Below are 24,938 nucleotides of genomic sequence, written 5' to 3'. Positions count from 1 at the left end.
CCTATGCGGCAGGCGTCCGCGCCTGCGAACCCTTTGTCGTGATGACGAGCCGGTCGAGGTAGAGCAGGTGCGCCGCCACGGCGGCCACCAGCGCGACGGCGACCACGACCAGCGGCGTGGCGGCCCCCACGGCCGGCGTGGAGGCGCCGAAGCCGCCGATCTGCGCCATCTGCGCGACCGGGGCGGTGAACAGGGCGGGCTTCTGGGCGACGAGCATCGGCCAGAGCAGGTCCTGGGCGTTCATCAGCGCGACGGCTCCGGCCAGGATGCCCGCCATGGGCAGCGACGGCAGGAACACGCCGCCGAAGAAGTCCCGGCCGGCCCGCTCGGTCAGACCCTTGCAGAGCAGGGTGAGCACCAGCAGTGCGGGGACGCTCACCAGCACGGGCGGCAGGAGGGCGGCGAAGGTGTCGATGAGGCCGAGGTTGCGCATGTTCTGCCAGTTGGCGACGCCGAGGGGGCCGGTGCTGACGAACAACCAGGGGGCGAACAGCAGCAGCAGCCACTCGCTGTGGCGCCCGAGCGGGCGCAACCCGCCGATGCCGAGGGCGGCCAGGTAGGCGACGCCCACGGAGACGAGCGCGCCGGCGGCGGCGGGCACCCAGGTGTTCACCTGAGTGCGCAGGTCGCCGCCCTCGGCGGCGAGCGAGGCGAGCACGCCGTCGATCCAGGGCCAGGCGCACACGAGGGCGGCGGCCACGAAGACGACCAGCGCCGTCACGCCGAGGGCCACGCCGGCGGCGCGCGGCGACCGGTCGCGCGCGTCTCCCGCGGCCCCGGTCGTCTGCAGCGCGTCCCTGGCGGCCCGGGGCGTGACGGTGACGCGCATGCGGGAGGCCACCGCCACGATGGTCGCGACGATGCCCAGCACGCCGAGGATCACCCCCGTGAAGGCCGCGACGGACGCGCCAGGGCCGAACTGGGCCGCTCTGAAGGCATAGTCGTACTGGAGGCCCGCGAGCGTCTCTGTGACGCGCTGAGGGCCGCCCCGGGTCAGCACGAGGCCGATCGAGAACGCCTGGAGCCCCACGGCGACGACGGAGAGCGCGACCAGGATCCCCACCACGATCATCGCCCCCGCAGCCCCACGGCCGCGCGACGCGGCGCCCGCCGGCACGACGTCGGACGGCACGTACTGCCGGTCCTGCAGGGCGCCGGGATGCAGGCCACCGGACCGCTGCGGGCCAGGGTGCAGGGCAGCGGACTGCTGCGGGCCAAGGTGCACGGCGCCGGACTGTAGAGGGCCGGGGTGCATGGGGCCCGCGTGCGCAGGGCCGGGGTGGGCGGGGCCGGGGAAGGGAGCCGGCTGGAACGGGTCCGGCGACGAGGCGCCGGACGGCTGGAGGCCGGGTGCCGCCGGGGTGCCGGCGCGCAGAGCCGGCAGGAACGCGGTCACCGCGAGCGAGCAGACGATCCCGAACGTGGCCACCGCGACGACGAGCCGGAGCGTTCCAGGGGCGGTGGCCGGCTCGCGCAGTCCTTCGACCAGGCTCAGCAGGCCGGGCGCGTCCGGCACCAGCCCCCGCAGCCAGGCCGCGGCCACCCCCACCGGCGAGAACGTGACGATGGCCAGCGACAACGCGATCCGCCCCGCTCGTCGCGGCCAGGTGCCCGCCCGGTCGAGCGCCAGCGCCAGTAACGGCGCCACCACCACGGCGACCAGCAGCGGGATCACGATCAGCGAGACGGTGAAGCCGAGCGCCCGCCAGAACGTGTCGTCGCCGAGCAGTTCGGTGTAGTTGGCTGTCCCCACATAGGTGCTCTCCCGCAGGACGCCTCCGCTGTGGAGGCTGAGCCAGATCGTCTGGGCCGTCGGCAGCACGAGCGTGATCAGGGTGCCGAGCACCGCGGGCACGACGAGCAGCCAGCCGAGAGCGGGAGCGGAGGTCTGGGGAGGAGGGGCGGGGGAAGTCACGTCGCCCGACCCTACGCTGCCCCGGGCCCTCGCGCACGCCAAGGACACGCCCGATCGCGTACGGCGAAACAGGTCGCGGCGTCCACCCCACGAAGGCCGGCAAGCGCGGAGCAAGCGCCCAAGCCGAGCACGAGCCGGCCACCGTACCGACACGAAGAGGCAGCTCAAGCAGGCGTAGCCAAGCCACCGTACCGGTGTGAACAGGCAGCTCGAGCGGGCGCGGCCAGGCGAAGAGGGCCCGGTGGGGACCGAGCCCTCGCGGGAGGCCGAGCCGGCTAGTCCAGCGCCGCCAGCACGTCGTCCGACACGTCGAAGTTGGCGAAGACGTTCTGCACGTCGTCGCTGTCCTCCAGCGCGTCGATGAGGCGGAAGACCTTCTTGGCCCCGTCCTCGTCGAGCGGCACGCTCATCGTGGGCAGGAACCCGGACTCGGCCGAGTCGTAGTCGATCCCGGCCTCCTGCAGCGCCTTGCGCACCGGCACCAGGTCCCCGGCCTCCGAGACGACCTCGAAGGAGTCGCCCAGGTCGTTGACCTCCTCGGCGCCCGCTTCGAGCACGGCCATCAGCACGGTGTCCTCGTCGAGCCCGGCCTCCTTGGGCACGAGCACCACGCCCTTGCGGTTGAACATGTAGGAGACGGACCCGGGGTCGGCCAGCGAGCCCCCGTTGCGGGTCAGCGCGACGCGGACCTCGGAGGCGGCGCGGTTGCGGTTGTCGGTGAGGCACTCGATGAGCACCGCGACGCCGCCGGGCGCGTAGCCCTCGTACATGATGGTCTGCCAGTCGGCGCCGCCGGCCTCCAGGCCGCCGCCACGCTTGCGCGCCCGCTCGATGTTGTCGTTGGGCACGGAGTTCTTCTTCGCCTTGAAGATGGCGTCGAAGAGGGTGGGGTTGGCGTCCGGGTCAGGGCCACCGGTCCGGGCCGCCACCTCGATGTTCTTGATGAGCTTCGCGAACAGCTTGCCGCGCTTGGCGTCGAGCGCGGCCTTCTTGTGCTTCGTCGTCGCCCATTTGGAGTGGCCGGACATTACCTAGAGCTCCCTCACCATGTCTACGAAGTAACGGTGCACGCGGACGTCCCCGGTGAGCTCGGGATGGAACGACGTCGCGAGCAACGGCCCTTGACGGACCGCGACGATCCTATCCCCAGGCTCGCACCTGCCCAGCACTTCGACGTCGCCGCCGACGGAGTCGACCCAGGGCGCGCGGATGAAGACGGCGTGCACCCGGCCCCCCGCGAAGTCCAGATCTCTCTCGAAGGAGTCGACCTGCCGGCCGAAGGCGTTGCGCCTGACCACCATGTCGATGCCGCCGATCGTCTCCTGCCCGGCGGCGCCGTCCTCGATGCGGTCGGCCAGCATGATCATGCCGGCGCAGGAGCCGTAGGCGGGCATGCCCTCCTTGATGCGCATGCGCAGCGGCTGCAGCATGTCGAAGGTCTCGGCGAGCTTCCACATGGTGGTCGACTCGCCGCCGGGGATCACGAGGCCGTCGACCGCGTCCAGCTCAGCGGGCCTGCGTACGGCCGTGGCCGTCGCGCCGGCCTCCTGGAGCATGCGCGCATGCTCGCGCACGTCTCCCTGGAGAGCGAGTACACCGATCGTGGGCACAGTCGATCCTTCCGTCGAGTCCGGGTTTCGATGCATTAAACACCAGGACGCCCTGGCATCTTCCAACCGGGCCACCGGGCTCAGCCGGCGGGCACGGCCGCGGCGTCGTGGAGGGTGTGGCCGGCGTCCACGCGGGACAGGGCGCGCAGGTGGTGGCGCCTGGTGTACAGGACGGCCATGCCGATCACGCAGCAGACGGCGCCGAGCACGTACGGGACCGAGATGCCGATCTCCTCGCCCAGCTTGGTGGCGATGAAGGGCGCCAGCGCGCCGCCCATCCAGCGGACGAAGTTGTAGCCCGCGGACGCGACCGGCCTGGGCGCGTCGGAGACCTCCATGGCCGATTCGGTGAACACCGTGTTGTTCAGGCCGATGGGGATGCCCGACAGGACGGTGAACACGATGATGCCCGCGTGCAGGCCCGCGTACCCGGACAGCGCGATGCCGATCTGGAGGACGGCGAGCAGGGCCAGGGCCAGGTGCAGGACGTTCACCGAGCCGATCCGGCGTTGCAGCGGCGGCGCGCCGAACACCGAGGCCAGCGCCACGCAGACGCCCCAGCCGAAGAAGACGGCGCCGATGCCGTAGGGGGACATGTTCAGGATGAACGGGGTGAAGGCCAGGAGCGTGAAGAACGCGAAGTTGTAGAACAGCGCGCTGAAGGCCGTGGTGGACAGGCCGCCGTGGGCCAGGGCCCTGATGGGGGCGCTGAGCCTGGTCTTCACGGCCGGCTTGGGCTGGGCCTTCAGCAGGGTGGCGATCAGCACGAGGCCGACGGCCATGAGGGTGGCGGTGCCGAAGAACGGGGCCCGCCAGTTCCAGTCGCCGAGCAGGGCGCCGACCAGGGGGCCGGTGGACAGGCCCAGGCCGAGCGCGGCCTCGTACAGGATGATGGCCGACTCCGCGCCGCCGCTGGCGGCGCCGACGATCACGGCCAGGGCGGTGGCCACGAACAGCGCGTTGCCCAGACCCCAGCCGGCGCGGAAGCCGATGAGCTCGGCGACGCTGGTGGAGGTGCCGGCGAGCGCGGCGAACACGATCACCAGCGCCAGCCCGGCCAGCAGCGTGCGCTTGCCGCCGATGCGGCTGGAGACCCAGCCGGTGATCAGCATGGCCACGGCCGTCACCAGGAAGTAGCTGGTGAACAACAGTGACACCTGGCTCGGCGTGGCGCTCAGCCCCTGGGCGATGGACGGGAGGATGGGATCGACCAGGCCGATGCCCATGAAGGCCACGACCGCGGCGAACGCGGTGGCCCAGACGGACATCGGCTGGCGAAGGATTCCGCCGCCGGTTTGCATGGTGCTCCTATCAGTCGTTGTCGGGGTGGCCCGGCCTCTTCAAGGCGCCGGGGCGTGGAGGACCGAGTTTCGCCAGAACCGGCAGCGCGGCCGCCAGGGCGGCCCGCTCCTGTTCGGTGAGGGCGGCCAGCTCCTGGGTGAGGTGCCCGATCCTGGCCTGGCGTACGGCGAGCAGCCTCGCGCGGCCCTCGCCGGTGAGCTCGACGGTCCTGACCCGGGCGTCGGCGGGATCCGACCCGCGTGCCACCAGCCCCGCCTCCTCCAGCCTGTTGATCTGGACGGTCATGGTGGGAAGCTGCACGGCGTGCTCCTCCGCCAGCTCGGTCATCCTGCGCGGGGCCCACTCCAGCGAGCCGAGCACGGAGTATTGCTGGCTGGTGACGGGCTGGCCGGCCGCCGTGCGCCTGAGCAGGAGGACCAGGTGCCGCAGCACCGATGAGACCTGCTGGGCCAGCTGGGTGGGATCGTCCCTCATACTTAGCCCAACTAAGTTAGCCTGGCTAATATTCCGGCCGGAAGAAGGCCGGACCAGGTCACGCCCGGTCCGGCCGCGGTGCTACGGGTGCTCGGGGCTACGGGCGCTCGGTCTCCAGGCGCACCGTCTCCTCCGCCGTGATCTGCCCCGGGGTGCGCATCGTCGGATCCAGCGGCCGCAGGTACGTCTGCCGCACCCCCGGCACGCGATCCTCCACCACGAACGTGGCCCGCGTGTAGACCTCGGACCCCGGAGTCTGGACCTGCGGCACCACCTTGAAGTCCGCGGTCATCGCCGCGCGCTCGATCTTCGTCAGCACGTATCCGCGCTGGTTGTTGTAGAACTTCAGATGCGGGTTGATCGCCAGGAACGGATGCGTCCCCGGGTCGGAGTCGCCGCCGTTCCCGCCGGTGGAGATCGAGGTCGCCACCAGCTCGGAGCCGACCGTGGGCCCGGTCGGGTCGTCGTAGTCGAGCTTGAGGTCGCTGGCCCAGTGCGCGTGCACGTCGCCGGTCAGCACCACCGGATTGCGCACCTGCGCGTCGACCCAGCCCTGGGTGATGCGCTGCCGGGAGGCCACGTAGCCGTCCCAGGAGTCCTGGCTGGTGACCTTGGCGGGCCCGGCGTTGTTGTCACGCTGGGCGAAGAACACCTGCTGCCCGAGGATGTCCCATTGCGCCCGCGAGTGGCGGAAGCCGTCCAGGAGCCACTCCTCCTGCGGAGCCCCCGTGATGGAACGCGCCGGATCGACGGCGGCCGGGCAGTCGCGGTAGCCGTCGCCGCAGCCCTGGTCGTCGCGGTACTGCCGGGTGTCGAGCATGTGGAAGGTGGCCATGCGGCCCCATTGGACGCGCCGGTAGAGCTGCATGTCGATGCCGCGCGGAATGGAGGTGCGGCGCAGCGGCATGTTCTCGTAGTACGCCCGGAAGGCGGCCTCGCGCCTGGCCAGGAAGCCGGGCTGGGGCACCTCGGGCTTCTCGGGCACCTCGTCGGCCCAGTTGTTGTCGACCTCGTGGTCGTCCCACACGACCAGCCACGGCGCGGCGGCGTGCGCGGCCTGCAGGTCGGCGTCGGCCTTGTACTGCGCGTGGCGCTGGCGGTAGCCGGCCAGCGTCTCGGTCTCCGGGCCCTCGTGGTCGCGGACGTTGCCGCCGGGGATGGTGTAGGTGTTCCTGGTGTACTCGTACTGGTAGTCGCCCAGGTGCAGGATGAGGTCGGGGCACTCCTCGGCGAGCCTGCGGTAGGACGTGAAGTAGCCGTGCTCGTACTGGGCGCAGGAGACGAAGGCCATGGCGAGCGCGCCGCCGTAGGACAGGGGGTGCGGCGCGGTGCGGGTGCGGCCGATCGGCGAGACGTACGGGCCGACGCGGAAGCGGTACCAGTATTCGCGGTCGGGGCTGAGCCCCCGCACCTCGACGTGGACGCTGTGACCCCATTCGGGGGCGGCCACGGACACGCCGGAGCGGACGACGCGGCGGCCGCGCTCGTCGGAGCAGACCTGCCACAACACGGGGAACAGCCGCTGCGGCATGCCGCCGAACCCGTCCTCGGCCAGGGGTTCCTGGGCGAGGCGGGTCCACAACACGAAGCCCTCGTGATCGGGGTCTCCGGAGGCGACGCCGAGCGTGAACGGGTCGGTGCGCAGTCCGCGCGAGGCCAGGCCCTGGGCCGTCTCGGCCGCCGGGTCCGGGTCGGCGTGGGCGGCGGTGACGGGGATGGCCGCGGCGGCGCCGGCAGCTAACCCGGTGACGAGGAAGTGTCTCCGATTCAGGTTGGACACGGGTGACTCCTGGGACGATGAGGGGTGCGGGACGCCCGTAGCCTGACTGAGAATCATGACTACGTGATGAACACCACACAACACGAAAAAGACGACATCCTTCGCGGATGTCGCCTTCTCCGGCAATTTTCACCGTCACCTGGTCAGTGCGGCCCTCGCTCCCGGCGGCGTGCGCCACCGGGCGCTGCCCAGCGTGGCGCCCCCGCCGGGCGAAGATCGATGATCTCCGCCCACGCAGCTGATCGTGCCACACGAAAAGAGCTGTGACCTGCGGCGACGCGCCGATTTACCAGCCGCGCTCGGCCAGGCGGTGCGGCTGCGGGATTTCGTCGACGTTGATGCCGACCATGGCCTCGCCGAGGCCGCGTGAGACCTTGGCGATGACATCGGGGTCGTCGTAGAAGGTGGTGGCCTTCACGATGGCGGCGGCGCGCTTGGCCGGGTCGCCGGACTTGAAGATGCCCGAGCCCACGAACACGCCCTCGGCGCCGAGCTGCATCATCATCGCGGCGTCGGCCGGGGTGGCGATGCCGCCCGCGGTGAACAGCACGACCGGCAGCTTGCCGGCCTTGGCCACCTCGACGACGAGGTCGTAGGGGGCCTGGAGCTCCTTGGCCGCGACGTAGAGCTCGTCCTCGGGCAGCGAGGTGAGCCGCTTGAGCTCGCCGCGGATCGTGCGCATGTGGGTGACGGCGTTGGAGACGTCACCGGTGCCGGCCTCGCCCTTGGAGCGGATCATGGCCGCGCCCTCGGTGATGCGGCGCAGGGCCTCGCCCAGATTGGTGGCCCCGCACACGAACGGCACGGTGAACTGCCACTTGTCGATGTGGTTGGCGTAGTCGGCCGGGGTGAGCACCTCGGACTCGTCCACGTAGTCCACGCCCAGGGCCTGCAGCACCCTGGCCTCGGTGAAGTGGCCGATGCGGGCCTTGGCCATCACGGGGATCGACACGGCGGCGATGATGCCGTCGATCATGTCGGGGTCGCTCATCCGGGACACGCCACCCTGGGCGCGAATGTCGGCGGGCACCCGCTCAAGGGCCATGACCGCGACCGCTCCGGCGTCCTCAGCGATCTTGGCCTGCTCGGGTGTGACGACGTCCATGATGACGCCGCCCTTGAGCATCTCGGCCATGCCGCGCTTGACGCGGGCGGTTCCGGTGACGGGGGTGCTCTCTGGCGTGCTGCTGGACACGGTCATCCTCACGGGCTCTCACGGCGGTCAGTAAGTTCTCAACCCCATCGTAGGTCCTGAGGGACCCCTACCCCGACATGCCAAGATGTCATGATTTTTCGCCATATATCGACAGGATGGCTAGGGGATGACGGGCTTGCGGCTGGCGAGGGCCACCCAGACCTGGCCGGGTGCGAAGTTCATCGGCTCGCCGCTCTCCGTGGTGAACGTCGTACCGCCCTTCTCCGATTCCCGCTCCCAGTTCGCCGTGAAAGCTTTACCGTCGCGCAGCACGACCGCCTTGCCCTTGCCCGTGGTGTGCACGAGCGGCGTGTAGCTCTGGTTCTTGTCGTGGAACTCCGAGCGCTCGGTCTTGGTGTACTGCACGACGATCGTGGGCGCGCCGAGCTGCCCGCCCTCGGCGGCCATGTCCTTCTTGCCGTCCTGCCAGATCAGCCACTGCTTCTTCGCCGCCGACCAGGCGAAGGTGAAGCGCGCGGCGGGCCACTTGACGGTGTACGACTTCTTGTCCACGCCCCCCTCGGCCGGGGCCTCGCCGAAGGTGTAGCCGATGTCCTTGGCCTTGCTCGCCTTGGGCGCCTTGGCCAGGAGCTGCTTGGTGGTGGCGAACAGGTTGTAGGGAGCGAAGCGGCCGGACTCGCGGTAGTAGGCGGCCGGGTTGCGGGTGTCGCCGACGTCGAACAACGACGCCTCGGCGATGAACGGCAACATCTTCGTCTGCGCGCCCGAGTAGGAGAAGGCCGGCTTGCCGAACTGCGGCGCGAGGTGCAGGTCGGAGATGCGGGCGCTGCGGACGGGCCCCACCTTGGCGGGCACCTTGGAGGAGAAGATCGCCATGAGCCGGGTCAGGCCCGCCTCGACCTGCTCGATGTAGACGATGTCCGCGCTCTTCAGGCCGAGCTGCGGCTTGCCGGCCGCGGTGTTCTCGATCTTGACGGCGAGCACCGGCTTGAGCGCGTCGTACGGCCGGCCGGTGAACGGATGGGCCGGCACCTCCTCCGGCTCCTCGCTCGGCGCGGCCGTGGCGGCCTGTGGCGCCTTGCCGGCGGCGGGCTCCTCCGAGGAGCAGGCGGCCGCGGACAGCAGCACAGCCGCTCCGGCCAGCCAGATCATCATCGTCCGGGGTAGCCGCACGTGTAACACTCCTCGCTTCAGCCCTGAAAACGGATGAAGCTTACTGGCTCCCACAAATTAGGTCATTCAGTTGCCATAGTCGCAGGCGGATTGTCATCAATCTCGAAGAATCGGGGGTATTCCGTGTGCCCGGCCAGACGCAGCGTCCTGGCGAGCCACCGGCGCTGGGCCGTCCGCGTGACGCCGACCGCGTTGTTGTAGAAGCGGCGCGAGTAGACCACCTTGGCGACGGCCGTGTCGAGCTCCTCCAGCAGGTCGCCGCCGCCGCGGGCCTCCGACAGCTGCTCCCTGAACCGCTCCTGGTCCACCACCGCGCGCAGCGTCCGCGACAGGTCGCTCTCGGCGTGCTCGCGCTCCTCCGGGCCCGCCGACCTGGCCTCGTGCGCAGCGGCGGCCAGCACCAGGGACGTGGCCGGGTCGAGCAGGCGCGAGCCGGCCAGCTCCAGCACCACCGCCCTGCGCCCCATCAGCGCCGCGTCCAGCGCCTCCTGGGCCAGCTCCAGCCGGATGTGCAGGCGGTCGAGCCGGCCCGCCCGCCAGGAGACGTAGACGGCCGTGAGCACCACGACGATGCCCGCGATCAGCACGATCATGGTCGATGTCACAGGCCGGCCCCGCCCGCTGTCACAACTCTGCCTCCACCGACTCGCGCGATCACAGGTCTTCCTCCACGCGGCCCGCGCCGCTCGTGGTGACCGTCTCGTAGACGCGCACGACGTCCCGCGCGACCGTGGACCAGTCGTACTTGCGGACCGCCACCAGCGCCTCCGCGGCCAGCTTGGCCCGCCGCTCCGGCGCGTCGAGCAGCGCGCCGGCCTCGCGTGCCAGCGACGCCGGGTCGCCGTTGGCGAACAACGCCCCGGCCTGCCCCTCCCCCAGCACCTTGCGGAAGGCCGGGATGTCGCTGGCCAGCACCGTCGCCCCGGACGCCATGGCCTCGGCCAGCACGATGCCGAAGCTCTCCCCGCGCGTGTTGGGCGCGCAGAACACGTCGACCGAGTGGTAGGCGCGGATCTTGTCCGTCTCGCTGACCATGCCCAGCACCGTCACCCGGTCGTGGAAGGCCTTCGGCACCCGCTCGTAGACGTCCTTCGCGTCGCCGGGACCGGCGATCAGCAGCTTGAGCCCCGGCCGCTCGGCGGCCAGCGTCTTGAACGCGTCGAGCAGGATCGGCAGGCCCTTGCGCTCCTCGTCCATGCGGCCGAGGAAGCCCATCGTGGCGCCGTCGGGCCTCCAGCCGTCCAGCGGCTCGGCCTCGGTGTAGCGGGAGACGGTCACGCCGTTCGGAATGAGCACGGTGTCGCCGCCGAACTGCTCGACCAGGCTCTTGCGGGCCGCGTCGGAGACCGCGATGCGCCCGCTCAGCTTCTCCAGCGCGCTGCGCAGCAGCGGCTCGGCCACCGCGATCGCCCGCGATCGCGAGAACGAGGCGTGGAACGTGGCCACGATCGGCCCCTTGGCCGCCCAGCAGGCCAGCACGCCCAGGCTCGGGATCAGCGGCTCGTGGATGTGCAGCACGTCGAAGCCGCCCGTACGCACCCAGCGCCGCACCCGCGCGGCCGACAGGAACCCGAACGACATCCGGGCCACCGACCCGTTGTACGGCACCGGAACCGCGCGCCCGGCCCCCGTCACATAGGGCGGCAGCTCGTCGTCGTCGGCCGCCGGCGCGATCACCGACACGTCGTGCCCCTGCGCGATCAGCGCCTGGGCCAGGTCGTCGATGTGCTGTTTGACCCCGCCCGGCATCTCCCACGCGTAGGGGCACACGATGCCCACCCTCATCGAGGCAGGTCTTCCAGCCAGAGCCGCTGCATCATGTGCCAATCCTCCGGATGCTGGGAGATGCCCTTCTCGAAGACGTCGGCCAGGCTCTGCGCCACCGCCGCCACCTTCTCCTGCCGGGTGCCCTCGGCCGGGACCGGGATCTCCTCGTGGATGTGGATGCCCCAGTCGTCGCCCACGTTGTAGACGATGGCCGGCAGCAGCGCGGCCCCGGTCTGCACGGCCAGCAGCGGCGGCCCCGCGGGCACCTTGGTCGTCGCGCCGAAGAAGCGCACCTCGACCCCGCTCTTGGTCAGGTCGCGCTCGGCGGGCAGGCACACGACCCCGCCCTTGCGCACCCGCGTGGCCAGGGTCCCGAAGTTGTGCCCGTCACCGCCGGTGAGCGGCAGCACCTCCATGCCGAGCCCTTCGCGGAAGGCCACGTAGCGGCGGAACAGCGACTCCGGCCGCAACCGCTCGGCCACGGTGGCGAACGGATGCCCCACGCCCACCAGCCAGGCGCCCGCCTGGTCCCAGTTGCCCATGTGCGGCAGCGCCAGCACCACGCCCCGGCCGCCGGCGACCGTGTTGTGCACGTGCTCGGCCCCGATGACGTGGGTGCGGCGGACGATCTCCGCGCTGCTCATGGACGGCAGCCGGAAGACCTCGTGGAAGTAGCGGAGGTAGGAGCGCATGCCGGCCCTGCTCAGCTCGCGGATCTCGCGGCCGCCGGCGTCGAGGCCGGTCACCCTGGCCAGGTTGGACTCCAGCCGGCGGACGGACTTGCCCCGCCGGCTCCACACCCGGTCGGCGAGGAAGCGGAACACCGCGGCCGTCGGGCGCTCGGGCAGCAGCGGCACGAGCTTCCAGCCGGTCGCGAATCCCGCGGCCACGACACGATCGCTGACAGAGGCCTTCTCGCTCATCTCTCCCTCGTCTGCTGGTCCCTGGGCTGCTGGTCCCGGGTCTGCTGGTAGACGGTCAGCACGCGCTGCCCGACGGTGACGACGCTCGCCGCCGCGAGCAGCCACATCCCCGCGGGCAGGAGATAGGGGACGCCGAGCCCCGAGAAGCAGGTCGCGACCAGCGCCACGACCAGCCGCTCCGGCCGCTCGGCCAGCCCCACGTCGGCCGTGAGCCCGAGCCCCTCGGCCCTGGCCTTGGCGTAGGAGACCAGAGCGCCCGCGATCAGGCACAGCAGCGTCACCGCGGCCATCAGCGTGTCGTGTCCGGAGATGAAATACAAGATCAGGCCGGCGAAGATGGCGGCGTCGGCGACCCGGTCGAGCGTCGAGTCGAGGAAGGCCCCCCAGGTGCTGCCCCCCTTGCCGCCGAGCCGGGCCACCACGCCGTCGAGCAGGTCGAACAGCACGAAGAAGGTGATCGCCAGGGCGCCCACGGTGAGCTGCCCCAACGGGAAGAAGAGCAGGGCGGACACGACGGTGCCGAGGGTGCCGACCGCCGTGACGGCGTCCGGGCCGATCCCGCGGCCGACGAGAGCCCTGCCCAGCGGGGTGAGTATCCGGGTCATGGCCGGGCGCAGGAGTTTGAGCATCGCGGTCCGATCGTAGGCTATCTCGCGCCCGGGAACTTTCTTTGCCCCGGCCCCCTTGTGATATTCGCCACAGAGGTATTTGGTGAACACACCGCGTCCATGCGGTTCCGCACCCTCACCGCGGGCGTGGCGTTGGAAGTCATCCGACGAACGCGGGAGGCGATGTGGCGGAAAGAAACTCAGGCGGCGCCGTAGGAGCCGCGGGCAGGGCACCCGCGGCCGACAGGGCGGACGCGATACGCAACGTCGTGCTCGTCGGCCACTCGGGAGCGGGTAAGACCACCCTCGTCGAGCAGTTGCTCACCATCACGGGCACCGTGCAGCGGGCGGGACGCGTGGAGGACGGCACCACCGTCAGCGACTTCGACGAGGTCGAGATCCGGCAGCAGCGGTCGGTCAACCTGGCCGTGGCGCCGCTGATGCACAACGGCATCAAGATCAACCTTCTCGACACCCCCGGCTACGCCGACTTCGTCGGCGATCTGCGCGCCGGGCTGCGCGCGGCGGACGCCGCGCTCTTCGTGGTGTCGGCCGCCGACGGCATCGACGGGCTCACGCAGATGTTGTGGGAGGAGTGCTCCCAGGTCGGCATGCCGCGCGCGGTGGTGATCACCAAGATCGACCACCAGCGGGCCGACTTCGACGAGGTGCTGGCCACCTGCCAGGACATCTTCGGCGACGGCGTCGCCCCCCTCTATCTCCCGGTGATCACCAATGGGCACGTCAACGGGCTGATCGGCCTGCTGACGCAGAAGTTCTACAACTACGCCACCGGCAAGCGCACGGAGAAGGAGCCGGGTGCGGAGTACGAGTCGCAGATCGAGGAGCACCGCGGCGTCCTGATCGAGGGGATCATCCAGGAGAGCGAGGACGAGTCGCTCATGGAGCGATACCTCGAAGGTGATCCCATCGACACCAAGGCCCTCATCGACGACCTGGAGAAGGCGGTCGCCCGCGGCAGCTTCTACCCGGTGCTGTGCAGCGGGCTCGGGGTCGGCTCCCAGGAGCTGCTGGAGCTCATCACCCAGGGCTTCCCCTCGCCCCTCGAACACCCCATACCCGAGATCACCGACCTGTCCGGAAAACCGGTCAAGGGCATCTCCTGCGAGGACACCGGCCCCTTGGTGGCCGAGGTCGTCAAGACCACCAGCGACCCGTACGTCGGCCGCATCAGCCTCGTCCGCGTCTTCTCCGGCACCCTGCGCCCCGACATGACCGTGCACGTGTCCGGGCACGGCATGGCCGACCGCGGCCACGAGGACCACGACGTGGACGAGCGCATCGGCACCCTGACCAGCCCGCTGGGCAAGGTGCAGCGCGGCGCGGCCAAGGGCATGGCGGGCGACATCGTGGCGGTGGCCAAGCTGTCGCGGGCCGAGACCGGCGACACGCTCTCCGACGTCGAGCGCCCGCTGCTGATGACCGCCTGGGACATGCCCGAGCCGCTGCTGCCCGTGGCGATCACGGCCAAGTCCAAGGCCGACGAGGACAAGCTCTCGCAGGCGCTCGGCCGGCTGGTGGCCGAGGATCCCACGCTGCGCCTGGAGAACAACGCCGAGACCAGGCAGCTCGTCCTGTGGTGCATGGGTGAGGCGCACACCGACGTGCTGCTCGACCGCCTGTCCAAGCGCCACGGCGTCGAGGTCGAGCGGATCGAGCTGCGGGTGCCGCTGCGCGAGACGTTCGGCGGCAAGTGCCAGGCGATGGGCCGCAACGTCAAGCAGACCGGCGGCCACGGCCAGTTCGCGATCTGCCACCTGGAGGTCGAGCCGCTGCCGTCCGGCGGGGGCTTCGAGTTCGTCGACAAGATCGTGGGCGGCGTGGTGCCGCGCCAGTTCATCCCGTCGGTGGAAAAGGGGGTGCGGGCCCAGATGGAGCGGGGCGTCGTCGCCGGCTATCCGATGGTGGACGTGCGCGTCACCCTGTACGACGGCAAGGCGCACTCCGTCGACTCCTCCGACATGGCCTTCCAGATCGCCGGCCAGCTCGCGTTGAAGGAGGCGGCGGCCAAGGTGCCGACGCTGCTGCTGGAGCCCGTGGACGAGCTGTCGGTGCTGGTGGCCGACGACCATGTGGGGTCGGTGATGTCCGACCTGTCCTCGCGGCGCGGGCGGGTGCTCGGCACCGAGCCCGTGGGCACGGGACGCACTCTGGTGAAGGCGGAGGTGCCGGAGCTGGAGATCACGCGCTACGCCATCGATCTGAGATCGATGTCACACGGCACCGGGACCTTCCAGCGCACGTTCCTGCGTTACGAACCCCTGCCGCAGAACCTCGCCAGCAGGATGGCGGCGACGGACTAGCCGTCGCACGAGCCGGGAGGGATTTCCTCCCTCCCGGCCCAGCCGTTTACTTATGTCACAAAAGAGTCACGACTTTATTTCTTTTTTCAGACCCGGGCAGCCCTGAGCGGCTGTCAGACTGGTTCCTATTATGCGAACCGGACGCCCACTCCTAGCCGCTGCCGCTCTCGCCGCCGTCGCCACCGGCGCCGCCTTCCTGTTCGGCCCCGGGGCCGGAGAGAGCCCCGCAGCGAGCAAGAAGAAGACGGCCATCGCGGCCCCTGCCGCCGCGCCGTGCAAGGCCGACGCCCGTTATCCCAAGCGCGAGCTGCGCGGGGTGTGGATCGCCACGACCCAGAACATCGACTGGCCCGCCAAGCCCGGCCTCAGCTCCGACCAGCAGAAGGCCGGCTACACGAAGATCCTCGACAGCGCCGCCAAGCGCCGGCTCAACGCGGTCTACGTCCAGGTCCGGCCCGCCTCCGACGCGATCTTCAAGTCCTCGCTGGAGCCGTGGTCGCAGTATCTGACGGGCACGGCGGGCAAGGATCCGGGCTGGGATCCGCTGCCGTTCCTCATCGAGGAGGCGCACAAGCGCGGCATGGAGTTCCACGCCTGGTTCAACCCCTACCGCGCCTCCTACGGCGACAGCACGGCCAAGCTGCCGGCCGGCCATCCCGCGCGCCAGAACCCCGACTGGGTGATCAAGTACGGCGGCCGCCTCTACTACAACCCCGGCCTGCCCGCCGTCCGCGAACACGTGATCAAGGTCATCGACGACGTGGTGGACCGTTACGACATCGACGGCGTGCACTTCGACGACTACTTCTATCCCTATCCCGCGCCGGGCGAGACGTTCGACGACGCGGCCGCCTTCAAGAAGTACGGCGACGGCAAGAAGCTCGCCGCCTGGCGGCGCGACAACGTCAACAAGCTCGTCGCCCAAGTCGACCGGAGCGTCCACGAGGCCAAGCCGTACATCAAGTTCGGCATCAGCCCGTTCGGCATCTGGCGCAACAAGGCCCAGGACCCGTCGGGCTCGGCCACGAACGGCATGTCCGCCTACGACTCGATCTACGCCGACGCGCGCGCCTGGATCGAGGACGGCACCGTCGACTACGTGCTGCCCCAGCTCTACTGGCCGCGTGGCTTCAAGGCCGCCGACTACACCACGCTGGTCCGCTGGTGGGCCGACGAGGTCAAGGGCAGCGGCGTGCACCTGTACATCGGGCAGGCGCTCTACCGGGTCGGCGCCAAGGACGACAAGGCCTGGACCATTCCGGGTGAGCTGGCCGCGCAGGTGGGCGTGAACCGCCGGTACAAGCCGGTCAAGGGTGAGGTCTACTTCAGCGCCAAGCAGTTGCTCACCAACCCGCTGGGCGCGATCGACCTGGTCGCCAAGACCTACTACAGCCGGCCCGCGCTGCTGCCGATCATCAAGAAGCTCGGCGGCGAGGCCCCGCCCCCGCCGGCGGACGCCAAGGCCGACGGCACCACGCTGTCGTGGACGCCCTCCCAGAGGGCTCGGGCGTACGCCGTCTACCAGGAGCCGAAGTCGGGCAAGGACTGCCACACCACCGACGCCCGCAGCCTGATCGCCATCGTGACCAGCCCGTCGTACACGGCGCCGGCGGCGGGGACCTACCTCATCACCTCGCTCGACCGCCTGCAGCACGAGAGCGACGCGGTCAGGGTGAAGGCGGGCTAGCGGTGAGCGCGAGGCTGCCGGGCAGGGCTCCGACGGCCTCGCGGAACCGGGCCGCCAGCTCCTCCCGGCTCTTGGCGGCCCCCGGATCGGCCGCCCAGCCGGACAGCGCGTAGCGGAAGGCGGCCACCAGCATGTCCATCACCAGGCGGGCGCGCGGGTCGGCCGCCTGGGTCGTCAGCCAGGGACGCATGACGTCCATGGCCGCCTGCGTCGTGCGCTCGCAGAAGTGCAGGCTGTGGCCGTCGATGGACGGGGTCTCCCTCGACAGCCGGTAGCTGAGCAGCGCCCGGCGGGCCCAGTCGTCGCCCGCCATGCCGTCCAGCGTGGCCAGCAGCGCGTCGCGGGCCGGCTCCAGCACCGGCCGCCCGTCGGGCTCCGTCGTCTCCAGCTCCGTCAGGAAGCCGCGCCACATGTCCTCCAGCGGGGCCATGGCGACCTCCTCCTTGCTGGCGAACGTGCGGAAGAAGGTGCGTTTGGACACCTCGACCTCGTCGCACCGCCGCGCTGGGCACCGCTCCCGCCGGCGCCGATCCCGGCGCGCTCAGCACCGTGCCCGTCGCGGGCGCCAGCGCGCCTTCGGCAAGCTGGCGCCCGGCGGGACGCTGATCGCGGTCGGGCACGCGACGGAGGAGCCGGAGAGCTTCCCGCCGGGCGCCTTCTACGGCGGCCAAGGGCGGCACGGGCGGTCGATCGTCACGTTCTTCCTGCTGGACGGCGTGCCGCTCGGGCCGGACCTGACGTGGCTGGCCGGCCGGGTGGCGGCCGGGGCCCTCGACCCGGCCATCGCGTGGCGGGGCGGGTGGGACAAGGCCGGTGCGGCCGTCAGCGCCCTGCTGGAGCGCCGCCTGCACGGCAAGGCCGTCCTGGACCTTTGACCGGCCCGGCGTCATTCACCGCAACCGCGCATCGTGATGTCCGCCACATGAGAGGGTAGTCGGGCCCGGTGGCGCCGGAACAGGAACTGGCCTCTGCCGTGCCACGGAAATCATCGATCACGGGAGGTCATCCGGGTGCGACGCACGGTGATCCTGCTGGCCGCGCTGCTGGCCGGTCAGGTCATGTTCGCGGCCACGGCGCGAGCGGACGACGGCGCGGAACGGGTGGCGCTCATCGGCGTGTCCGGCCTGCACTGGAACGACCTCACCCCGACCGGCACCCCCAACCTGTGGGAGCTGGCCGGGTCGAGCGCCATCGGCTCGTTGTCGATCCGCACGGTCGGCGGCGTGACCTGCCCGTACGACGGCTGGCTGACCGTGTCGGCCGGCACCAGGTCGGCCGTCGGCTACGGCTGCGGCGCTCCCCCGCTGCCCGAGGCGAGCGGCGGAGGCGCGTCCATCCCCGATTACCGCTATCTGATCGACGTGGCCGGGCAGCGTAACGCCGGCCTGCTGGGCGAGACGCTGAAGGCGGCCGGCCAGTGCTCGATCGCGATCGGCCCCGGCGCCGCGCTGGCCCTGGCCGACCGCCAGGGCGTGGTGGCGCGCTACCACGACTCCCCGCTCCAGGTGCGGACCGCCGACCTCCAGCAGTGCCGGATGATCGCCATGGACGTGGACGACCTGATCCGCCCCTACCTGACCGGCGACCGGCTGCCCAAGGTGCCCGACCAGCTCGGCCCCGCCGAACGGCGCGAGGCGCTGCGGCTGGCCGACGCCAAGGCCGGCGCGCTGCTGTCGGTCCTGCCCGAGGACACCACGGTGCTGCTCGCGGGCCTGTCCGACCACGGCTCCGTGCCGCATCTGCGGGTGGCCGCGCTGCGCGAGCCCGGCGCGCAGGGACGGCTGCTCGGCGCCGCCTCCACTCACCGCGAGGACATCTCGATCCTGACCGACCTGACCGCCACCGCGCTGACCGAGCTGGGCGTCCCGGTGCCGGCCGCCGTGGTGGGCGGGCCGCTCCAGGTGGGCGAGCACGGCGCCACGCTCGAACGCCTGCGCCGCGCCGACGCCACCGCCCAGTCGATCCGCTCGGTGAAGGGCGTCTACTTCACGGCCGTGGCGGTGCTGCAGGTCCTGTTCTACCTGATCGCGTTCCTGCTGCTGCGCCGCCGCAAGGGCCTGGCCGCGATCCGCCTGGCCGCCGTCGCGCTGGCCTCCCTGCCGGCCGCCAGCTACCTCGTCAACCTGCTGCCCTGGTCGAGCGTGCCCCACCTCATCGCCGGAGTGCTCGGGTGGTCGGCGCTCATCACGGCGGTGGCGTTCGCGGGGCCGTGGCGGCGCCGGCCGCTCGGCCCGCTCGCCGTGGTCGCCGGGACCACCGCGCTGACCCTCGCCGGCGACCTGCTGACCGGCACGACGTTGCAGCTCAACAGCGTCATGGGCTACGGCGCCGACGTCGGCGCCCGCTACTACGGGCTGGGCAACATCCCGTTCGCGCTGCTGGCGACCGGCACCCTGCTGGCCGCCACGGCGATCGCGCACCGGTGGCCGGGCAAGGTGGGCGTGGCCGCGATCGTGTCGCTGGGGGCGTTCGCGATGGTGCTCGGCGGGTCCGGGATGGGCAGCGACTTCGGCGGGGTCATCGCGTTCGTGCCCGGCATCGCGGTGACCGCGCTGATCCTGGCCGGCAAGCGGGTCTCGCTGGTGAAGCTGGGGGCGTTCTGCGTGGCCGGCGGGGTGATCGTGATGGCGTTCGCCTGGATCAACTACCTGCGGCCCGCCGCCGAGCAGACGCATCTGGGCAGGTTCGTGGGGCAGGTGCTGACCGGGGAGGCGTTCGACGTCATCTGGCGCAAGCTGCACGCCATGCTGGCCACCCTGCTCAGCCCCAACCTGATGCCCATCGTGATCGCGGCCGTGGCGTTCCTCGTCTACGCGATCCTGCGGCCCGAGCAGGCCTCGGCCGGGGTGGTGCCCGCCGCCTTCGAGCACTCACCCGCGCTGCGGGCCGGGCTGATCGGCACGCTCGTCAGCGGGGTGGTGGGCATGCTCGTCAACGACTCGGGGGCGGCCGTGCTCTCCATGGCGCTGGCGCTGGCCGTGCCGCTGCTGCTGGCGACCGGCATCGGAGCGCTGACGCGCGACCGGGAGGGGGTCGCCGAGCCGGTGACGGACTTGGCGCCCGCGACGAAGTGACGCCCCCGACGCGGAGGACGACCGCCGACGATCGGTCCCACGTGACGCGGCCGGACACGGCGGCCGGTCCCACGTGACGCGCCTCGGGGCGGCGGTCAGTCCCAGGCTTCGGCGAGGAGGCGGCGGGTTTCGCGCAGGAGTTGCGGCAGGACCTTGGTCTGGGCGACGACCGGCATGAAGTTGGTGTCGCCGCCCCACCGGGGCACCACGTGCTGGTGCAGGTGGGCGGCGATGCCCGCGCCCGCGACGTGGCCGAGGTTCATCCCGACGTTGAAGCCCTGCGCGCCGCTGGCCTTGCGCAGCGCGCGCAGTGACTCCTGGGTGAACTCCCCCAGCTCGACCGTTTCCTGCGCGGTCAGCTCGGCGTAGTCGGAGACATGCCGGTAGGGCACGACCATCAGGTGGCCGGAGTTGTAGGGGTAGAGGTTGAGCACGGCGTACACGCTCTGCCCTCTGGCGACGACCAGGCCGTCCTCATCGCTCATCTTGGGGATCGCGTCGAACGGGCAGCCGTCGTCCGGGCCGGTGCCCGTCGGCTTGTTCTCGCCCTTGATGTAGGCCATGCGATGCGGGGTCCACAGACGCTGGAAGTTGTCGGGGGCCCCGGCCCCTGCCTGATCGTGCATAACTAGCAGCATAGGACCACGGACAAACGGGGGGCTCTTCCGGCACAATCCCAAGCACCCGCCTACAGGAGGCCGCGATGAGTGACACATTAGCCGAGCACCCCGCCCCGTCCCCCGTTCCGGGCCCGGTGCCCACGCCCGCCGACGTTCCACCCTCCTATACCGAGGCGCCCACGGGCGGCGCGGTCGTCAAGGGGCGGATCAAGGTCGCCGACGAGGTCGTCGAGAAGGTCGCCGCGCTGGCGGCGCTGGAGGTGACCGGGGTCGCCGACATGGGCGGCGACCTGGCCAGGGCCTTCGAGTCCGTACGCGACCGCATCGGCATCGGCTCGCGCCGTGGCACCCAGGGGGTCAGCGCGCAGATCCAGGACCGTCAGGTGGCGGTGAGCCTGACGATCGTGGTGGAGTACGGGCACGTCGTGCTGGACGTCGCCTCCGAGGTCAAGACGAACGTGGCCAAGAGCGTGAGCCGGATGCTGGGCATGCGGGTCGTGGAGGTCAACGTGACGGTGGACGACGTACGGCTGCCCGGCCAGAGCCGCGAGCCGGGCCAGGACGGCTTCGAGGACGACCCCTCCGCCACCTGACGACGATGACGGGGATGAGCGCTTCCCGGCCCGGGCGTCTGGGTGCTGATCGACTTCATCATGATCCTCATCGGCGAGTTCACCGACAAGCAGGGTCAGCCGCCGGCCAAGTGAGCCCGGCCGGCGGAGCCGCGCAGGTGGCGGCTCCGCCGTTCCCGGAGCCGCAGCGGCTCCGGGAACGGGCCGGGGTCAGACCTGGACGCGGCGCTCGACCGCGTCGACGATCTCGGCGACCGCCTCGTCGACCGGGACGCCGTTCTTCTGCTCCCCGTTGCGGTAGCGGAACGACACCGCGCCGTTGGCGATGTCGTCGTCACCGGCGAGCAGCATGAAGGGCACCTTGGACTTCTGCGCGTTGCGGATCTTCTTCTGCATGCGGTCGTCGGAGGCGTCGACGTCGATGCGGATGCCGTGCTCGCGCAGCCGCTTGGCGACGTCCTGCAGGTAGGGGGCGTGGGCGTCGGCGATCGGAATGCCGACCACCTGCACCGGCGACAACCACACGGGGAAGGCGCCCGCGTAGTGCTCGGTGAGCACGCCGAGGAAACGCTCGACGGAGCCGAACAGCGCGCGGTGGATCATGACAGGGGTCTGCCGGCTGCCGTCGGCCGCCTGGTATTCGAGACCGAAGCGCTTGGGCTGGTTGAGGTCGAGCTGGATGGTGGACAACTGCCAGGTGCGGCCGATCGCGTCCTTGGCCTGCACGGAGATCTTCGGCCCGTAGAAGGCCGCGCCGCCCGGGTCGTCGACCAGCGCCAGCCCCGACTCGGTGGCGACCTGGCGCAGCGCCGCGGTCGCCTCCTCCCACTCGGCGGGCTCGCCGATGAACTTCTCGGAGTCGTCACGGGTGGACAGCTCCAGGTAGAAGTCCGAAAGACCGAAGTCACGCAGCACGCTGAGCACGAACCTCAGCAGCGACTTGATCTCATCGGCCATCTGCTCCCTGGTGGTGTAGATGTGCGCGTCGTCCTGCGTCATCCCGCGCACCCGGGTCAGCCCGTGCACCACGCCCGACTTCTCATACCGGTAGACCGAGCCGAACTCGCACAACCGCAGCGGCAGCTCACGGTAGGAACGCCCGCGCGCCCGGAAGATCAGGTTGTGCATCGGGCAGTTCATCGGCTTGACGCGGTATTCGATGCCCTCCAGCTCGAAGGCCGGGAACATGTCGTCGGCATACCAGGGAAGGTGCCCCGAGGTCTCGAACAGCGACGACTTGGTGATGTGCGGCGTGTTGACGAACTCGTAGCCCGCCTCGGCCTGCCGCCTGCGCATGTAGTCTTCCATCTCCTTGCGGATGATCCCGCCCTTGGGATGGAAGAGGGGCAGGCCGCTGCCGAGCTCCGCGGGGAAGCTGAACAGGTCGAGCTCCACGCCCAGCTTGCGATGGTCGCGCTTCTCGGCCTCCTCCAGCAGCTTGAGGTATTCGTCCTGCTTGTCGCGGGACTCCCACGCGGTGCCGTAGACCCGCTGGAGCTGCGGGTTCTTCTCGCTGCCCCGCCAGTAGGCGCCGCCGGAGCGCATGAGCTTGAAGGCCGGGATGGACCGGGTGGACGGCACGTGCGGGCCGCGGCACAGATCCTTCCACCGCAGATCGCCGCTCTTGGGGTCGAGGTTGTCGTAGATGGTGAGCTGCCCGGCGCCGACCTCGACGGACTCCTCGTCGGCCGCGCCGCCCTTGAGCCCGATCAGCTCCAGCTTGTAGGGCTCGCCGGCCAGCTCCGCGCGGGCCTCCTCGTCGGAGACGGCCCGGCGGGAGAACAACTGCCCCTGCTTGACGATCTCGCGCATGCGCTTCTCGATGCGCTTGAGGTCGTCGGGCTGGAAGGCGTGCTCGACGTCGAAGTCGTAGTAGAAGCCGTTGTCGACGGGCGGGCCGATGCCCAGCTTGGCCTCGGGGAACAGCTCCTGCACGGCCTGCGCCATGACGTGGGCGGTGGAGTGGCGGACGATCGCCCTGCCCTCGTCGCTGGAGACCTCGATCGGCTCGACCACGTCGCCGTCGGCCAGCGGATGGGCCAGGTCACGCGCCTCGCCGCCGACCCGGGCCGCGATGACCGTGCGTCCGTCGGCTTCGAGCGCCTCACCGGCCGTCGTGCCGGCCGCGACCACACGCTCGGCTCCGGCGAGGGTGATGCGTAGCTCGGCTGACACGGTGACTCCCTTGGATCGCCTCGATGCCCGGCACCGAGGCAGGTTCGATGGTGGACACCGATGCTATCGCGGGTCAAACCCCAGGCTTGTCAGGTCCTGCCGGGTGCCGTGGAAGACGTTGCGGTCGATGGGGCTGTTGACGTACTGGTGGATGGTCCAGTCACGCCAGGGCCGCGGCACCGCGGGCATGCCACGCGACTTCTGGGGGCTGGCGATCCAGAGCGGATATTCGGCCAGGCCCGCGCAGTTTCCGGCGTTCGCGAACGAGTGGAAGGTGTAGATGAACGGCCGCACGCCGCAGTGCCGCTCGACGTGATGGCACCAGCGGCGCGCGTAGCGGGCGACCTGCTCGGGCCGCAGCCCGTCGCTGGTCTCCAGGTCGAGCGCCACCAGGTCGCCGCGGCGCAGCCCGCCGGCCGACCTGATGGTGCCCAGGAAGTGGCGCGCCTGCTGGATCGGGTCGCCCTTGGGCCTGGCGAAGTGGTAGGCCCCGCAGACGATCCAGCTCTCGCGCATGCCGTTCCAGTTGCGCCTGAACCATTTGTCGGTGTAGTCGCCGCCCTCCGTGGCCTTCGCGAAGGCGAAGGCCACGCCGTCCTCCGCGTGGTCGGACCAGTCGACGGTGCCCTGCCAGTTCGACACATCGATGCCCTGCAGCAAGCGCTTCACCTTGTCGGAGTTTATTGAGACCTCTCCTGATCAGCCCTTCGCCGCGCCGATCAGCAGGTTGCGGGTGCGCTCGGTGTTGGCGAACGGTGAGGCGACGAAGTCGGTCACCCCGGCCCGCTCCAGCTCGCCGAGCTTGGCCAGCACCGTCTCCTCGTCGCCGACGATCGCCACGTCGCCCGGGCCCGCCGCGCCTTCCCTGTCGAGCATCGCACGATAGGACGGAAGCTGACCGTACATCGCGAAGATCTCGTTGGCCCGCTGGACGGCGGCGGCCGGGTCGTCGGTGACGCAGATCGGCAGCCCGCAGACGATGCGCGGCGGCTCGCGGCCCGCCTCGGCCGCCGCGGCCGTGATGGTCGGCGCGATGTGCTCGGCGACCGTCTTGGGGCCCGTCATCCACAGAACGGTGCCGTCGGCCACGGTGCCCGCGAGCTTGAGCATGCGCGGGCCGAGCGCGGCGACCAGGATCGGCAGGCCGGCGCCCGGTGTGGTCAGCTTGAGCTCGGCCTTGAGCGTCTCGCCCTCGAACTTGACCTGCTCGCCCCTGCTGGCGGGCACCAGGATGCTGAGATATTCCTTCATGTGCCGGCCCGGGCGGTCGAAGTCGTAACCGAACATGTTCTCGATGACGATCTTGTGCGACAGGCCGATGCCCAGCGCGAACCGCCCGCCGAGCGCGGCGTTGGCCGTCATGGCCTGCTGAGCGAGTACGGCGGGATGGCGCGGGTAGGTCGGCACGACGGCGGTGCCGAGCTCGATCGGGGGCGCCTGGGCCCCCGCCGCGGCGAGGGCGGTGATGGCGTCCAGGCCGAAGATGTTCGACAGCCAGGCGGAGCTGAAGCCGTCGCCGGCCGCCTGGGTGATCTGATCACGCAGGTCGCCGATGGGGTCGGAGCTTTTACGCTCACCAAGGAAATATCCATAACGCATAGGAACAGAACTCCGTTCTGGTGACTGACGCGAATGTACCTTCCCACGCCGCCCCGCGATCACCCACCGAACGGAGACGGATTTTTGACTTGCTCTCCGCCCTGAGGACGGAGATTCCCGTGCCGCTCACGCGGCAGTTCGTGCCGCTGACGCGGCCCGTGCTGTGGAACGGGGTGCTT

The 24,938-nt window shown here is 70.7% G+C and carries 22 protein-coding genes; 5 read left to right on the top strand and 17 right to left on the bottom strand.

Annotated features, from left to right (window positions below):
* Nucleotide 1 precedes the first annotated feature (1 nt).
* From ACWD0F_RS44225 to pgsA, 12 genes are all read right to left on the bottom strand, one after another.
* On the bottom strand, nt 2-1,915 hold the full coding sequence (locus ACWD0F_RS44225; RefSeq protein ID WP_449887960.1) for a hypothetical protein: 1,914 nt from the start codon (nt 1,913-1,915) through the stop codon (nt 2-4).
* Between the two features lie 275 nt (nt 1,916-2,190).
* Entirely contained in the window at nt 2,191-2,943 is a 753-nt protein-coding gene (locus ACWD0F_RS44220; RefSeq protein WP_449887959.1) for a YebC/PmpR family DNA-binding transcriptional regulator, read from the bottom strand.
* Nucleotides 2,944-2,946: 3 nt separating this feature from the next.
* On the bottom strand, nt 2,947-3,561 hold the full coding sequence (gene pdxT, locus ACWD0F_RS44215; protein WP_449887957.1) for a pyridoxal 5'-phosphate synthase glutaminase subunit PdxT: 615 nt from the start codon (nt 3,559-3,561) through the stop codon (nt 2,947-2,949).
* A 44-nt stretch (nt 3,562-3,605) separates the two neighbouring features.
* On the bottom strand, nt 3,606-4,793 hold the full coding sequence (locus tag ACWD0F_RS44210; RefSeq protein WP_449887955.1) for an MFS transporter: 1,188 nt from the start codon (nt 4,791-4,793) through the stop codon (nt 3,606-3,608).
* A gap of 43 nt (nt 4,794-4,836) precedes the next feature.
* Nucleotides 4,837-5,301, bottom strand: coding sequence for a MarR family winged helix-turn-helix transcriptional regulator (locus tag ACWD0F_RS44205; protein ID WP_449887953.1), 465 nt, complete (start codon nt 5,299-5,301; stop codon nt 4,837-4,839).
* A 97-nt stretch (nt 5,302-5,398) separates the two neighbouring features.
* Nucleotides 5,399-7,081 carry an alkaline phosphatase D family protein gene (locus tag ACWD0F_RS44200; RefSeq protein ID WP_449887951.1) on the bottom strand — a complete coding sequence of 561 codons (1,683 nt, stop codon included), beginning with the start codon at nt 7,079-7,081 and terminating at the stop codon, nt 5,399-5,401.
* A gap of 286 nt (nt 7,082-7,367) precedes the next feature.
* Nucleotides 7,368-8,282, bottom strand: coding sequence for a pyridoxal 5'-phosphate synthase lyase subunit PdxS (gene pdxS / locus ACWD0F_RS44195; RefSeq protein ID WP_449887949.1), 915 nt, complete (start codon nt 8,280-8,282; stop codon nt 7,368-7,370).
* A gap of 114 nt (nt 8,283-8,396) precedes the next feature.
* The gene (locus tag ACWD0F_RS44190; RefSeq protein ID WP_449887947.1) at nt 8,397-9,410 is read right to left on the bottom strand and encodes a DUF3048 domain-containing protein; all 1,014 of its coding nucleotides are present in this window, start codon (nt 9,408-9,410) and stop codon (nt 8,397-8,399) included.
* A gap of 62 nt (nt 9,411-9,472) precedes the next feature.
* Nucleotides 9,473-10,015, bottom strand: coding sequence for a hypothetical protein (locus tag ACWD0F_RS44185; RefSeq protein ID WP_449887945.1), 543 nt, complete (start codon nt 10,013-10,015; stop codon nt 9,473-9,475).
* Between the two features lie 49 nt (nt 10,016-10,064).
* Nucleotides 10,065-11,195, bottom strand: a complete 1,131-nt coding sequence (locus tag ACWD0F_RS44180; RefSeq protein WP_449887943.1) for a glycosyltransferase family 4 protein — start codon at nt 11,193-11,195, stop codon at nt 10,065-10,067.
* Nucleotides 11,192-12,100 carry a phosphatidylinositol mannoside acyltransferase gene (locus ACWD0F_RS44175; RefSeq protein WP_449887941.1) on the bottom strand — a complete coding sequence of 303 codons (909 nt, stop codon included), beginning with the start codon at nt 12,098-12,100 and terminating at the stop codon, nt 11,192-11,194. Before ACWD0F_RS44175 ends, ACWD0F_RS44180 begins: the two co-directional genes overlap by 4 nt.
* Nucleotides 12,097-12,729 carry a phosphatidylinositol phosphate synthase gene (gene pgsA, locus ACWD0F_RS44170; RefSeq protein ID WP_449887939.1) on the bottom strand — a complete coding sequence of 211 codons (633 nt, stop codon included), beginning with the start codon at nt 12,727-12,729 and terminating at the stop codon, nt 12,097-12,099. The genes ACWD0F_RS44175 and pgsA overlap by 4 nt, the downstream gene beginning before the upstream one ends.
* Before the next feature lie 164 nt (nt 12,730-12,893).
* Between pgsA and ACWD0F_RS44165 the strand changes: the two genes are divergently transcribed.
* On the top strand, nt 12,894-15,032 hold the full coding sequence (locus tag ACWD0F_RS44165) for an elongation factor G-like protein EF-G2 (protein WP_449887937.1): 2,139 nt from the start codon (nt 12,894-12,896) through the stop codon (nt 15,030-15,032).
* A gap of 130 nt (nt 15,033-15,162) precedes the next feature.
* Nucleotides 15,163-16,719, top strand: a complete 1,557-nt coding sequence (locus tag ACWD0F_RS44160; protein ID WP_449887935.1) for a glycoside hydrolase family 10 protein — start codon at nt 15,163-15,165, stop codon at nt 16,717-16,719.
* Here the strand turns inward: ACWD0F_RS44160 and ACWD0F_RS44155 are convergent.
* Nucleotides 16,700-17,200, bottom strand: a complete 501-nt coding sequence (locus ACWD0F_RS44155) for a TetR/AcrR family transcriptional regulator (RefSeq protein ID WP_449887934.1) — start codon at nt 17,198-17,200, stop codon at nt 16,700-16,702. The genes ACWD0F_RS44160 and ACWD0F_RS44155 overlap by 20 nt on opposite strands.
* On the opposite strand from ACWD0F_RS44155, the gene ACWD0F_RS44150 reads away from it, so the two are divergent.
* The gene (locus tag ACWD0F_RS44150; protein WP_449887932.1) at nt 17,193-17,594 is read left to right on the top strand and encodes a hypothetical protein; all 402 of its coding nucleotides are present in this window, start codon (nt 17,193-17,195) and stop codon (nt 17,592-17,594) included. The two genes, ACWD0F_RS44155 and ACWD0F_RS44150, sit on opposite strands and share 8 nt — an antisense overlap.
* A gap of 135 nt (nt 17,595-17,729) precedes the next feature.
* Nucleotides 17,730-19,793 (top strand): hypothetical protein, encoded by a 2,064-nt coding sequence (locus ACWD0F_RS44145; RefSeq protein ID WP_449887930.1) that lies wholly within the window; start codon nt 17,730-17,732, stop codon nt 19,791-19,793.
* Nucleotides 19,794-19,888: 95 nt separating this feature from the next.
* Here the strand turns inward: ACWD0F_RS44145 and ACWD0F_RS44140 are convergent, their stop codons facing one another.
* On the bottom strand, nt 19,889-20,419 hold the full coding sequence (locus ACWD0F_RS44140; RefSeq protein WP_449887929.1) for an HIT family protein: 531 nt from the start codon (nt 20,417-20,419) through the stop codon (nt 19,889-19,891).
* Between the two features lie 77 nt (nt 20,420-20,496).
* Here ACWD0F_RS44140 and ACWD0F_RS44135 point away from each other — a divergent pair, with 77 nt between their 5' ends.
* Nucleotides 20,497-21,006 (top strand): Asp23/Gls24 family envelope stress response protein, encoded by a 510-nt coding sequence (locus ACWD0F_RS44135; RefSeq protein WP_449887927.1) that lies wholly within the window; start codon nt 20,497-20,499, stop codon nt 21,004-21,006.
* A gap of 189 nt (nt 21,007-21,195) precedes the next feature.
* Here ACWD0F_RS44135 and thrS read toward each other — a convergent pair whose 3' ends face one another.
* From thrS to ACWD0F_RS44120, 3 genes are all read right to left on the bottom strand, one after another.
* A complete protein-coding gene (gene thrS, locus ACWD0F_RS44130) occupies nt 21,196-23,160 on the bottom strand; it encodes a threonine--tRNA ligase (RefSeq protein ID WP_449887925.1) in 1,965 nt (654 codons plus the stop codon).
* 63 nt (nt 23,161-23,223) lie between these two features.
* Nucleotides 23,224-23,829, bottom strand: coding sequence for a glycoside hydrolase family 25 protein (locus tag ACWD0F_RS44125; RefSeq protein WP_449887924.1), 606 nt, complete (start codon nt 23,827-23,829; stop codon nt 23,224-23,226).
* A 30-nt stretch (nt 23,830-23,859) separates the two neighbouring features.
* Nucleotides 23,860-24,759 (bottom strand): TIGR03564 family F420-dependent LLM class oxidoreductase, encoded by a 900-nt coding sequence (locus ACWD0F_RS44120; RefSeq protein ID WP_449887922.1) that lies wholly within the window; start codon nt 24,757-24,759, stop codon nt 23,860-23,862.
* Nucleotides 24,760-24,938 lie beyond the last annotated feature (179 nt).

It is taken from the genome of Nonomuraea sp. NPDC002799, from assembly GCF_053592075.1.
The sequence above is the reverse complement of the archived record's forward strand: the minus strand, read 5'-3'. Positions and strand labels throughout refer to the sequence as shown.

Coding starts and splice junctions, on each gene's coding strand:
- ACWD0F_RS44220 (WP_449887959.1), bottom strand. CDS start 2,943: ATGTCCGGCCACTCCAAATGGGCGACGACGAAGCACAAGAAGGCCGCG.
- pdxT (WP_449887957.1), bottom strand. CDS start 3,561: ATGCATCGAAACCCGGACTCGACGGAAGGATCGACTGTGCCCACGATC.
- ACWD0F_RS44210 (WP_449887955.1), bottom strand. CDS start 4,793: ATGTCCGTCTGGGCCACCGCGTTCGCCGCGGTCGTGGCCTTCATGGGC.
- ACWD0F_RS44205 (WP_449887953.1), bottom strand. CDS start 5,301: ATGAGGGACGATCCCACCCAGCTGGCCCAGCAGGTCTCATCGGTGCTG.
- pdxS (WP_449887949.1), bottom strand. CDS start 8,282: ATGACCGTGTCCAGCAGCACGCCAGAGAGCACCCCCGTCACCGGAACC.
- ACWD0F_RS44180 (WP_449887943.1), bottom strand. CDS start 11,195: ATGAGGGTGGGCATCGTGTGCCCCTACGCGTGGGAGATGCCGGGCGGG.
- ACWD0F_RS44175 (WP_449887941.1), bottom strand. CDS start 12,100: ATGAGCGAGAAGGCCTCTGTCAGCGATCGTGTCGTGGCCGCGGGATTC.
- pgsA (WP_449887939.1), bottom strand. CDS start 12,729: ATGCTCAAACTCCTGCGCCCGGCCATGACCCGGATACTCACCCCGCTG.
- ACWD0F_RS44160 (WP_449887935.1), top strand. CDS start 15,163: ATGCGAACCGGACGCCCACTCCTAGCCGCTGCCGCTCTCGCCGCCGTC.
- ACWD0F_RS44140 (WP_449887929.1), bottom strand. CDS start 20,419: ATGCACGATCAGGCAGGGGCCGGGGCCCCCGACAACTTCCAGCGTCTG.
- ACWD0F_RS44135 (WP_449887927.1), top strand. CDS start 20,497: ATGAGTGACACATTAGCCGAGCACCCCGCCCCGTCCCCCGTTCCGGGC.
- ACWD0F_RS44120 (WP_449887922.1), bottom strand. CDS start 24,759: ATGCGTTATGGATATTTCCTTGGTGAGCGTAAAAGCTCCGACCCCATC.